This is a genomic window from Streptomyces sp. NPDC053069 (assembly GCF_044546895.1).
Taxonomy (GTDB): Bacteria; Actinomycetota; Actinomycetes; order Streptomycetales; family Streptomycetaceae; genus Streptomyces.
Map to the genome: position 1 here is coordinate 77,280 of NZ_JBITZN010000015.1, position 11,103 is coordinate 88,382.

9 protein-coding genes are annotated in these 11,103 nt (G+C 72.8%); 8 read left to right on the plus strand and 1 reads right to left on the minus strand.

The features are described from left to right. Positions 1–74 precede the first annotated feature (74 nt). The 4 genes from ACIGXP_RS30215 to ACIGXP_RS30230 all read left to right on the plus strand — a co-directional run bounded on the left by ACIGXP_RS30215 (position 75) and on the right by ACIGXP_RS30230 (position 5,790). Positions 75–1,898 carry a hypothetical protein gene (locus ACIGXP_RS30215; protein ID WP_399773660.1) on the plus strand — a complete coding sequence of 608 codons (1,824 nt, stop codon included), beginning with the start codon at positions 75–77 and terminating at the stop codon, positions 1,896–1,898. Positions 1,899–2,315: 417 nt separating this feature from the next. Further along, on the plus strand, positions 2,316–2,882 hold the full coding sequence (locus ACIGXP_RS30220; RefSeq protein ID WP_399773664.1) for a winged helix-turn-helix domain-containing protein: 567 nt from the start codon (positions 2,316–2,318) through the stop codon (positions 2,880–2,882). Between the two features lie 64 nt (positions 2,883–2,946). Further along, complete coding sequence (locus ACIGXP_RS30225; RefSeq protein ID WP_399773666.1) at positions 2,947–3,999, plus strand: NAD-dependent epimerase/dehydratase family protein; 1,053 nt, start codon at positions 2,947–2,949, stop codon at positions 3,997–3,999. 243 nt (positions 4,000–4,242) lie between these two features. Next, the gene (locus ACIGXP_RS30230; protein WP_363216809.1) at positions 4,243–5,790 is read left to right on the plus strand and encodes a DUF1996 domain-containing protein; all 1,548 of its coding nucleotides are present in this window, start codon (positions 4,243–4,245) and stop codon (positions 5,788–5,790) included. A gap of 101 nt (positions 5,791–5,891) precedes the next feature. On the opposite strand, the gene ACIGXP_RS30235 is transcribed toward ACIGXP_RS30230, so the two are convergent. Continuing rightward, on the minus strand, positions 5,892–6,284 hold the full coding sequence (locus ACIGXP_RS30235) for a hypothetical protein (protein WP_363216810.1): 393 nt from the start codon (positions 6,282–6,284) through the stop codon (positions 5,892–5,894). A 163-nt stretch (positions 6,285–6,447) separates the two neighbouring features. Here ACIGXP_RS30235 and ACIGXP_RS30240 point away from each other — a divergent pair, with 163 nt between their 5' ends. The 4 genes from ACIGXP_RS30240 (at position 6,448) to ACIGXP_RS30255 (ending at position 11,088) form a co-directional block, all read left to right on the plus strand. After that, entirely contained in the window at positions 6,448–8,367 is a 1,920-nt protein-coding gene (locus ACIGXP_RS30240; protein ID WP_399773670.1) for a hypothetical protein, read from the plus strand. A gap of 94 nt (positions 8,368–8,461) precedes the next feature. After that, a complete protein-coding gene (locus tag ACIGXP_RS30245; protein ID WP_399773672.1) occupies positions 8,462–9,340 on the plus strand; it encodes a metal-dependent hydrolase in 879 nt (292 codons plus the stop codon). Further along, complete coding sequence (locus ACIGXP_RS30250) at positions 9,340–10,362, plus strand: PDR/VanB family oxidoreductase (RefSeq protein WP_399773675.1); 1,023 nt, start codon at positions 9,340–9,342, stop codon at positions 10,360–10,362. Before ACIGXP_RS30245 ends, ACIGXP_RS30250 begins: the two co-directional genes overlap by 1 nt. Positions 10,363–10,398: 36 nt before the next feature. Beyond that, positions 10,399–11,088, plus strand: a complete 690-nt coding sequence (locus ACIGXP_RS30255) for a TetR/AcrR family transcriptional regulator (protein ID WP_363216814.1) — start codon at positions 10,399–10,401, stop codon at positions 11,086–11,088. Positions 11,089–11,103: the final 15 nt, after the last annotated feature.

The following is an 11,103-nucleotide window of genomic DNA, read 5'->3' on the forward strand; positions in this document are numbered from 1 at the left end:
CTTCGCACAGGGGCGCCCGCCGCAACGGTGGGCGCCCCTGCTGCGTGTCGCGCCCTGTCCTATCGTGCGCTGTCATGGAGATCGACGCGGAGACCGACTGGGGGAAGCTCTCGCACGCGTACGGCCCGGCCGACGACATCCCCGGCCTGCTGCGGGCGATGGAGTCCGAGGACACCGGCGTACGCGAGGAGGCCTCGCACGACCTGTTCTCCGCCCTGTGCCACCAGGGGGACATCTACGACGCCTCGGCCGCCGCCGTCCCCCACCTCGCCCGGCTCACCCTCCACGGCCCCGGCCACCGGCCGCAGCTGCTCGGGCTGATCGCCGGCATCGCGGACGGATCCGGAAAACCCGCCGAACGCGCCGCCGCACGGCGGGCCGTGGCGGAGGCGCTGCCGTCCCTGCTGCACCTCGCACACGCCCCCGACCCGGACGTCCGGGACGCCATGGTGCTGCTGATCGCGTGCCTCGGCCATCCCCACGCCCTGCCGCTGCTCCCCCTGCTGCGCGCCCGGCTCGACACGGAGCCCGACGCCGAGGTGCGCGGGCGTGTGGTGACCGCGCTGGCGCTGCTGGAGGCGGGTGACGGCGGCTGGCGGCACGGTCTGCTGTCCGACCCCGGGCCCCGGGTACGGCTCGCCGCCGCCGAGGACCTGCTGCGCACCGCCGATCTGCCGCTGCCCGCAGAGCTGGTCGACGTCTGCGCGCGGGCGTACACGGCCGACCCGCACGACCGCGGGACCGGGTACTGGCCGCCCCCCTACCGCCCGTTCACCGACCGGCTCCTGGAGGAGGACCCGGAAGCGGCCCTGCGGGCCCTCGCCCAGGGCGTGCCGCTCGCCCATGAGATCACCGAGCGCTGGCGGGACCGCGAGGCGGAGGTGCTGCCGTGGGTCCTGGCGGAACTCGGCGGCACACCCTGGGAGTTGTACCGGCTGGCCCGGACGGCCTGCGCACTGCCGGCGCAGGCCCGCCCCCGCGTGCGGGAGCGGGTGCTGCCGTACCTGGTCGCGGACGACCCGGAGGTGCGGGCGGCGGCGCTCACCGTGCTGGCCCGCACCGGTGCGGCCGGAGTCGTACCGGAAGCGGTGCGGCTGATCGCGGAGGCACCCGGCCTGGACGGCACCGTCCGTGCCGTCACCGCGGTGGCGGACGTGTGCGGGGCGGGGGCGCTGCCCGTGGCCCGGGCCGTGGCCGCGCGGCTCGACGCGGCCCCGCCGCAGCTGGTCACCGTGCTGGCACGGTACCCCGAGGCGGCCTCGCAGGCCCTGGCCGGACTCGCCGCGCTGGTGGCGGAACGCACCGGCGGATCCGGCGGCGCGGTCGCCGTCCTCGGCGCGCTCGGCCCTGCCGCCGGTGCCGTCGGCACGCAGGCACTGCGGGCGGCGGCCGGGGACGCCGACTCCCCGGTGTCGACGGCCGCCGCGCTGGCGTACCACCGGGTGACCGGCGATCCGGAGCCCGCGCTCGCTCTCCTCGGTGCGCAACTCGCGGAGGAGACCACGGAAGCGCTCGCGCAGGCGGGAGAACTGGGGCCGGACGCCGCGCCGTTGCTGCCGCTCGTCGAGCCATGGCTGGCACAGGGGCACACGGCCGGCCGCCGGGGCCGGGCGGCACTCACCGTGTGGCGTATCACGGGCAGGACCGAGGACACGGTGGAGCCGCTCGCCCGGTGGCTGGTCGCGGACGACCACTGGCCCCCCTTCGAGCCGCCCGCCCTGCCGGCACTGATCGCGATCGGCCTGCTGCCCCGGTTCGCCGTGGACCCGCTGCGCAAGGTCGCCGAGTCGGCCCGCCGTGCCGCCCACGACCTGTTCGTGACGGGCGACCCGCACCCGGACTACGTCCTGCGGTCCGCCGTGCGGGAGCTGCTGGCGACGGCGAGCGTGCTCGACTGAGCCGGCCGCGTCCGCATACCGAGACGGCATTTCGGACGGGCGAACGGCGGGCAGGCCCGCGATCAGGGCCTTGTGCGGGGCACGGCAATCCACGCAACGTCAACTTCGCACCAAGGAAGCGTCCAAGCAGTGAGAGGAGGGTCCTGCCCGGCGCCGGTGTCTGCTTCAATGGGCGCATGGCCAGCTTCCAGAAGATCTCCGCGACGGGTCGCCATGACCTCGAGCCCTTCTGGCCTTCCCGTCAGCACCACGACTTCGACCGGGTGTGTTGCCGCGTGATGAACGCGCGGGCCCTCTAAAGCCGTAACCCCCGGCCTTCGGCCAGCGCGGAACGACGTACGTCCCCGGCGCGCCCGACCACGAATCGCGGCCGTCGCATCAACCGACGAACCTCTCGCGCGAAAGAGCTGACCTCTCATGGCGACCACTCGTTCTCTCTCCTCCACCCCCGCCCTCGCCGCCCCCGCCCGGCACCGGCTGCGCGCCGTCGACCGGGACGAGGTGGTCGACGTCGCGGACTTCCTGCCGCCGGGCGCCACCTGGCTGCCCGCGCCGCAGCACACCCTGCCCACCCTGCCCGGCCGGCCGCCGATGGTCGGCTACCTGGTGCTGGTCCCGGCCGACCAGCAGCCGCCGTTCCTGCCGGTCGCGGTGCCGGACCAGCCGGAGCCGGCCGTGGACACGGACGCCGAGCCGAGGGTGCGGATCGACTCCGTGCAGCGCACCGCCAGCGTCGACGGCCGTGTACTCGACCTGACCTACCTGGAGTTCGAGCTGCTGGCGCACCTGGTGGCCCATCCGCACCGGGTGCACACCCGCGACCAGCTGGTCACCACGGTGTGGGGCTACGGCCATGTCGGGGACGGCCGCACCGTCGACGTGCACATCGCGCGGCTGCGCCGCAAGCTGGGCGCCGAGCACCGTCAGTCGATCCAGACGGTGCGCCGGGTCGGCTACAAGTACACGCCGCCGGCCGCCCGCTGACTCCGGCTCTGCCCTCGGCAGAGCCCGGTACCGGCGCACGACCCGAGCGGGCATGATCACCGGTATGAGACTTCTGGTGCTGGGCGGTACGGAGTTCGTGGGACGGGCCGTCGTGGAGGCGGCGCTGGGGCGCGGCTGGGAGGTGACCGTCTTCCATCGGGGACGCCACCAACCCCCGCCCGGTGTACGGTCGTTGCACGGCGACCGCACCGCCCCCGACGGCCTGGCCGCGCTCGCCGCGGACACGGGCACCTGGGACGCCGTGGTCGACACCTGGTCGGCCGGGCCCCGTGCGGTGCTCGCGGCGGCGCGGCTGCTGCGGGGCCGTGCCGCGCGGTACGTGTACGTGTCCAGCCGGTCCGTGTACGCCTGGCCCTGGCCTTCGCTGGGCGGTGAGGCCGAGCTCGGGCCGCTGGTCGAGGGTGCCTTCGCCGACGCGGAGCAGACCGCGTACCCCCAGGACAAGCGGGGCGGGGAGCTGGCCGCCCTGGAGGTCTTCGGTGCGCAGGACTCGCTGCTGGTGCGGGCCGGGCTGATCCTCGGCCCGCACGAGAACGTCGGCCGGCTGCCGTGGTGGCTGACCCGGATCGCCCGGGGCGGCCCGGTGCTGGCCCCGGGGCCGCGTGAGCTGCCGGTGCAGTTCATCGACGTCCGGGACCTGGCCGGCTGGCTGCTCGGCGCGGTGGCACAGTCGCTGAGCGGGCCGTACGACCTGATCGGCCCCCCGGGGCACAGCACCATGGGCGAGCTGCTCGACCTGTGTGTCCAGGTCACCGGTGCGGACGCCGAGCTGCGCTGGACCGACCCGGAGGCGGTCCTGGCCGCCGGCATCGAACCGTGGACCGGGCTGCCGGTGTGGGTGCCGCCGGACACCGAGCTGTACGCCTGCGCGCACCGCACCGACGTGTCCCGTGCGCTGGCCACCGGGCTGGTGTGCCGGCCCGCCGCGGAGACCGTCGCGGACACCTGGCGGTGGCTGACGGAGATCGGCGGCGTGGCCCCGATGCAGCCGGACCGGACGGTCAAGGGTGTCGATCCGGAGGTGGAGGCGCGGGCGCTGGCCGGGGCGGGGGGTGTACCCGGCACCACCCCGGAAGACGGGTCTTCGGGCGAATGACCCGCGCGTGGGCCCCGGGGCGACCGGCCGCCGCGCTCCTGGTCGTCGCCCTCCGGTACATCCCCGCACACCTCCAACGTCTTCGGCAACCCGACAGGGACCGCCGACCTGCCAACTCCTGTGTTCCTGGGAGGAATTTGTGAGACCGGTGAACACCTCTGGGGCGGCGTCCGTATGGAAGGACGCCGCTTCACTCCTGTCGGGCGCCTCGATGCTGCCCCGCAAGGAAGTCAGAGGAGTTCCATGGGACGCAACACACGAAAACGCCGTACGCCGCTGGCCACCAAGGCCATTGCCGCATCGGCGGCCCTAGCGCTCGGTGGGGGCGGGCTGATCTGGGCGAACTTCTATGCCTCGGCGCACGAGTCGAACAACCAGATGTGGGGAGGCAATCAGACGAAGGCCGCGACGGCGCAGGTCGCGACGGTCTCCTGCCCGGACGTCCAGCAGAAGCTGACGAACGTGCCCTGGCGGGCCCGTCAGGGCGTGGCGACCGAGCTGGCGAACCTCGACCGGCAGGTCACCGAGGCCTACAACCGGCTCGCCTCCACCCGGGACGCGCAGGCCAAGGATCCGAGCTTCGTGCAGAACGCGATCGTCGGCCCCCTCAAGGAGAAGCGGGCGGCGACGATCGACCGGATCCGGATCGACATCCAGCGCGTCGGCGGTTCCTTCGACAACTCGCTCAAGCAGCTCGCCGCCTGTACGACGCAGACCGCCAACCAGACCACCGCTGGGGGGAACACCGGTGGCCAGCAGCAGAACACCGGCGGCCAGCAGCAGAACGGCGGCCAGCAACAGCAGAACGGCGGCCAGCAGCAGGGCAACAACGGCCAGCAGGGCAACGCGCAGAACATCGGCGGGCAGGCCGGCAACGGCCCGGTCGCGGCCGACTTCGTCGACATCACCAAGGTCGCGCCGAACGTCCAGGGCAAGCCGCGCCGGCAGGGCAACGCCTCGACCGGTACGTTCACCACGCGCTGCGGTGTCAACGCCAACAAGAACCACAACACCGACAACGTCATCGTGGCGCCCGGCGTGACCAACGGCGCGCACCACCTGCACGACTACGTCGGCAACCAGAAGGTCAACGCCTTCTCCAGCAACCAGACGTTCCTGCAGGGCGGCACCAGCTGCCAGAACCGGAACGACCTGTCGTCGTACTACTGGCCGGTGGTCCGGGTCCAGGACGGCAGCCAGGACTTCGACCAGAACGCCGACGGCGGTGGCAAGGAAGGCAACGTCGGCAAGATCCTGACTCCGGTGCAGGCCCAGATCAAGTACGTGGGCAGCCCGGCGAGCAAGGTCGTCGCGATGCCGCAGTTCCTGCGCATCATCACCGGTGACGCCAAGACCACCACCAACGGTCTGGCGAACGCCAACGCGCACTGGAGCTGCACCGGCTTCGAGAACAAGGTCCAGCTGACGCAGCAGTACCCGATCTGCCCGCAGGGCAGCAAGGTGGTGCGTACGTTCGCCTTCCAGAGCTGCTGGGACGGGCAGAACATCGACAGCGCCAACCACCGTACGCACGTCGCCTTCGCGGACCCCGCGAGCGGTGTCTGCCCGAACGGCTTCAAGGCGATCCCGCAGCTGACGATGCGTCTGGTCTACAACATCACCCCGCCGGTCGTCCAGAACGGCCAGGTGAAGAACGCCTACGCGGTGGACGGCTTCCCGGAGCAGCTCCACAAGCCGGCCACCGACCACGACGACTTCATCAGCGTCACGACCGGCGGCCTGGCGAACCGCATCGCCGACTGCATCAACCGCGGCCAGAACTGCGCGTGACCATGCGCTGACCATCTGACCCGGGCCATGAACGAGGCCGGTGACGGACCCCCCTCCCGTCACCGGCCTCCGCCGTGTCCGCTCCCGGAAGGACCGGGCTCTCAGCCGTGGTGCGCGTGGTGGTCGGTGCCGATCTCGACGTCTCCGCCGAGCGTGCCGCGCAGCGCCTTGACGACCCCGTCGTCGCCGACGGCGACCCACTTGCGGCCGACGAGGTAGTAGCCGCCGTAGTCCTTCGCGTCGTTGATCCACTCGCGCTGGCCGCGGTCGGTGGCGAAGGTGGCGAGGATGAACCTGCCGTCGCCGTTCTTGCAGATGGCCTGGCGGATCTCGTCGGCGTCGGTCTGCATGTTCGGCTTGCACTTCACCTCGGCGGCCAGGCTCTCCAGGCTGCCCGTCGCGGCGGGCGGGACCGCCTTGGTGTCCCCGCCCGAGCCGCAGCCCGCCAGCGCGAGTACCGCCGCCGCGCAGAGCACCGTACGTGTCAGCCTCATCTGTTCCTCCGGTCCCGGTCGGCCAAGCATGCCTCAGCTCCTTCGGATACGGCTGCGGGCCGCCGGGCGCTCAATCGGGGCGCGGGACGGACAGGCCACCCCCGGAAGGGTGAATCACCCATCCGGGGGTGACCAACCTTCCGGCTCGTTCGTTCTTCCGGACGTGCAGTCACAGGATGTAGCCCAGCGTCACGCACCCGCCTCCGCCGACGAGACCGGACCGGTCGGCCTCGAACAGGCCGAGGCCGCGCTCGTCGAGCACTATCCCCGGCTGGTCCGGATCGCCTACCTGGTGCTGCCACCGGGCCTCGGCCGCAGCCGCCGGGTGCTGACCGCACACGCCCTCGCCCAGCGCTCCCTGCCCCCGGGCCGCGGGCAGCAGTGCACGATCCCGGCCCAGACCTCCGGCCGCGAGGGCGACCTGGGGTACGCCTTCCTGCGGGAGCGCGTCCTGCGGGCGGCCCTGGAGGCGGCCCGCCCCCGCAAGGGCCTGCCCCGGCTCTCCCAGCTGCCGCCGCTGCTGCCCCAGGTGTGGGGTCTGAAACTGTTCCCGCGCTCGGGCGGCGCCGACGAACTGGCCCTGGACCAGCGGCTGTCCGCCCTGTCCGGCCCGGCCCGCGCCGCCTATGTGCTGCGGGGCCTGGAGGAGCTGTCCGACGCCGACATCCGTACGGTCCTCACGGCCGCCGGGGTCGACGACCCGGGCGGCGCGCTGGCCGACGCCAACGGCCTGCCGACCCAGCCCGCGCTGCTCTCCTCCCCCGAGTTCGACCCCTGTCTGCTCCAGGCCCGGCCCACCGATCTGATGCGCCGCCGCCAGCACACCAAGGCCGCGCTGGCGGCCGCCGCGGCGCTCGCGGTGTGCGGGGCGCTGGTCGCCCTGCCCCGCGGCGGCTGGGGCCCGGACGGCGCCGCCGCACCCGCCTACGCCGGGAATCCGGCCGCCGAGGCCGCCCTCGACCCCGGCAGGCTGATCCGGGTCTCCCCCATCACCTGGGAGTCCGCCGCCCGTAGCGACTTCTCGGTGTGGCCCGCGCGCGGCCCGCTCACCGGCGACACGGCCCTGCTGCGCCGCGCCCTCGCCGTATGGGCCCGCCCCGGCGAGACCGTCCATGTCTCGGCGACTCCCGGCACCGACACCGGCGGCCCGGCCGGTCCGCCCCAGCTGCTGTACGCGGGCCAGGTCGACAATGCCCGCGTGGTGATGCTCTACGACGGTCTGCGCATCGCCCGTTACGCCGAGCCGGTCGACGGCACCCAGGGCGCGGCCCTCGACCTCGCCCGTGCCGACGGCGCGACCGGTGCCGAGGCGAGCGCCCTGGTGCTGGGCCGCTCGGACGGCAACGTCCAGTATCTGACCGCGCCCTGGGTGAAGAAGGCGGCCTCGCGGGACCTGATGAAGCCGGAGGCGGCCGCGACGCCGCTGACGATCAGCAACGGCGTCACCGCCCCGCTGGCCAGCCCGGCACTGCGCCCCGGCAACTGCACCTCCTGGCCGGTGCTCCAGCTGACCGGCGCCACCGGCTCCCAGCTCAGCACCGACCTGGGCGAGTTGGTACCGGCCCACCTCACCGCCGGCCGGCCCGGCGCGGCCGGCGAGGCGTCCGGCGCGGCCGGGCTGCGGGCCTGGGCGCCGTACGCCTGCTCACTGTCGCTGGAGCGCTCCGCCGGGGTGCGCAGCGTCAACGCCTGGACGTTCGCCGGCCAGCCGCTGCCGGACGGCAGCGGGGCGGCCGACTGGGTGTGCACCCGGGCCGAGACCTGGCGCGGCGACGGTACGGGCGCGTTCGCCCAGTTCCACCCGCCGGGCGGACGGGTCGGTGCGGTGGTCGCCAAGGGCACGGACGCCCGTTCCTGCGGGCCGCGTGCCCCCCATGTGCTGGCCGGGGTGCTGTGGAAGTCCGCGGCCGGGCACTGGTATCTGCTGGCGGCGGGCGACAAGGACACCGCGACGATCCAGGCAGGGGGCGGGGTCTCCGCCGCCGGACAGGGCCGGTTCCTGGTGGCCCGGGCCAAGCAGGGGGCACGGGCCGACCTGAAGGGCACGCTGGTCGACGGCACGGAGATCAGCGGGTTGCGGTAGAGAGGCACCACGGGGAGGGGCTTTGTTGACAGTCGCGTAAACAAGCGCTGCCGCAGGGGTTCTCAGCACCCCTACCCGCCAGTACATTGACGCCATGTCTAACACGCAGGCCCGGGTGCCGCTCAAGGCACGCAAGGTGTCCTTCTCCTGGGACGGCACGCCGTTGCACTGGGTGCCGGGAGATCCCCTCACCACGCACACCATCAACGTGCTGCACCTGCTGCTGCCCGCCGGTGAGCGGTGGTTCGTGCATGTGTACAAGCAGGTGCTGCCGTACATCCGGGACGACCGGCTCCGCGAGGACGTCATCGGGTTCATCGGCCAGGAGGCGATGCACTCCCAGGCCCATGACGAGGTGCTGCCGCACCTGCGCGAGCAGGGCCTCGATCCGACGCCGTACACCGCGCAGGTCGACTGGTTCTTCGAGAAGCTGCTCGGCGACCGGACGCTGCCGCCGGGCAGGCCGCGCCGCTGGTGGCTGATGGAGCGGGTCGCGCTCATCGCGGCCATCGAGCACTACACCGCGTTCCTCGGCAATTGGGTGCTCAACGCCGACGAACTGGACCGGCGCGGCGCCGATCCGACCATGCTGGACCTGCTGCGCTGGCACGGCGCGGAGGAGGTGGAGCACCGCTCCGTCGCCTTCGAGCTGTTCATGCACGTCGACGGCAGCTACCGCCGGCGCGTACGGACCTGGGCCACGGCCTTTTCGGCACTGGTGTTCCTGTGGCAGCGCGGGGCCCGGTTCTTCATGGAGAACGATCCGACTCTCGTCGGCGGCAAGGCCTCCTTCAGGGAGTTCCACGTCCGCGGCAGGCGGGGCCTGCTGCCCGCGACCGGAGACATGATCAGGTCCATCCCCCGCTATCTCAGCCGCGACTACCATCCCTCACAGGAGGGCGACACCGAGCAGGCCATCGCCTACCTGGCCTCCTCGCCGGCGGCCACGGCGGCGGAGAAGAGGGCCGCCTGATGCCGAAGCTGCGTCATGTCGTGCTCGTCGCGGGCGCCGCCCTGCTGACCCGGCGGGCCCTGCGCCGCCGCATCCAGGCCTCACCGCTGTGGCCGATGCCCGCGCTGGAGGAGCCCATCTCGGGCCGACCGCGCTCGCGGGCCCTGCGGCTGCTGGTGTCCTCGCACGAGACGGTGGCCGACGGTGTCGTCCGACTGCGCCTGGAGGGGCGGGACCTGCCGCGCTGGGAGCCCGGAGCCCATCTCGACCTCGTCCTGCCGTCAGGCCTCGTCCGGCAGTACTCGCTGTGCGGCGACCCCGAGGACACCTCCTCGTACACCATCGCGATCCGGCTGGTCGAGAACGGGCGGGGCGGCTCGCGGGAGGTGCACGAGCAGCTCGCCGAGGGCATGGCACTGGAGGTGCGCGGCCCGAGGAACCGTTTCCCCCTGGTCGCGGCGCCCGCGTACGTCTTCGTCGCCGGCGGTATCGGCATCACCCCGGTCCTGCCCATGCTGCGGGCCCTGCCGGAGAACGCCGAGTGGCGGTTGCTGTACGCGGGGCGCGACAGGGCCTCGATGCCGTTCCTGGAGGAGGTCGAGAAGCTGGGCCATGACCGGGTGACCGTCGTGGAGGGAAGGCCGGACCTCGACGCTCTGGAGGTGAGCGAGGGGACCGCCCTCTACTGCTGCGGGCCCGAGGGGCTCATGACGGCGGTCGCGGCACGCTTCCCGGACGTCCGCCTCGAACGGTTCGCGCCCCGTACGTCGTCCGACGGCAACACGGAGTTCGAGGTGGAACTCAGGCGCAGCGGACGGACGGTGACCGTCCCCGTCGGCTCCACCGTGCTGCAGGCCGTGCGCAGGGAGCTGCCGGACACCGCCTACTCCTGCGAGCAGGGGTTCTGCGGGACCTGCCAACAGCGGGTGCTGGAGGGCGAGATCGACCACCGGGACGAGCTGCTGACGGACGACGAACGGCCCGACTCGATGCTGATCTGTGTGTCCCGGTCCAGGAGCGATCGTTTGGTGCTCGACATGTGATCACTCTTGCCGGTATCCGATCGGTAAGGTGTGCCCATGAGTACCGGGGTTCGCCGCAGGATGGGCGTCGAGGAGCGGCGGCAGCAGCTGATCGGTGTCGCCCTCGACCTGTTCAGCCGACGCTCGCCCGACGAGGTCTCCATCGACGAGATAGCGTCGGCCGCGGGCATCTCACGCCCGCTGGTCTACCACTACTTCCCCGGCAAACTCAGCCTCTACGAGGCCGCGTTGAAGCGTGCCTCGCAGGATCTCGCGGGCCGTTTCAGCGAGCCGCACGAAGGGCCGCTCGGCGCCCGGCTGCTGCGCGTGATGCGCCGCTTCTTCGACTTCGTGGACGAGCACGGCCCCGGCTTCTCGGCACTGATGCGCGGCGGCCCGGCGGTCGGCTCCTCGGCGACGAACGCGCTCATCGACTCCGTGCGGCAGGCCGCCTACGAACAGATCCTGTCGCACCTCGGCGTCACCGACGCGCCGCCGCGTCTGGAGCTGGTCGTGCGCTCATGGATCTCGCTCGCCGAGTCGACGGCACTGATCTGGCTGGACGGCCGCCGCGTCCCGCGCGCCGAGCTGGAACTCCAGCTCGTGCACGACTTCGCCGCGCTGGCCGCCGTCAGCGCCGCCTACGACGAGGAGATGGCCGACCTGCTGCGCACCATGGTCAAGGACGAGCCGGCCGACGGCCCCTTCGCGGAGCTCGTCGGCCGGCTGATCGCCCTCGGTTCCTGAACCCCGGCGTGAATC

What these genes read in the sequence shown, in the direction of transcription:
- ACIGXP_RS30215 (WP_399773660.1), top strand. Translation starts at nt 75, where the DNA reads ATGGAGATCGACGCGGAGACCGACTGGGGGAAGCTCTCGCACGCGTAC.
- ACIGXP_RS30220 (WP_399773664.1), top strand. Translation starts at nt 2,316, where the DNA reads ATGGCGACCACTCGTTCTCTCTCCTCCACCCCCGCCCTCGCCGCCCCC.
- ACIGXP_RS30225 (WP_399773666.1), top strand. Translation starts at nt 2,947, where the DNA reads ATGAGACTTCTGGTGCTGGGCGGTACGGAGTTCGTGGGACGGGCCGTC.
- ACIGXP_RS30230 (WP_363216809.1), top strand. Translation starts at nt 4,243, where the DNA reads ATGGGACGCAACACACGAAAACGCCGTACGCCGCTGGCCACCAAGGCC.
- ACIGXP_RS30235 (WP_363216810.1), bottom strand. Translation starts at nt 6,284, where the DNA reads ATGAGGCTGACACGTACGGTGCTCTGCGCGGCGGCGGTACTCGCGCTG.
- ACIGXP_RS30245 (WP_399773672.1), top strand. Translation starts at nt 8,462, where the DNA reads ATGTCTAACACGCAGGCCCGGGTGCCGCTCAAGGCACGCAAGGTGTCC.
- ACIGXP_RS30250 (WP_399773675.1), top strand. Translation starts at nt 9,340, where the DNA reads ATGCCGAAGCTGCGTCATGTCGTGCTCGTCGCGGGCGCCGCCCTGCTG.
- ACIGXP_RS30255 (WP_363216814.1), top strand. Translation starts at nt 10,399, where the DNA reads ATGAGTACCGGGGTTCGCCGCAGGATGGGCGTCGAGGAGCGGCGGCAG.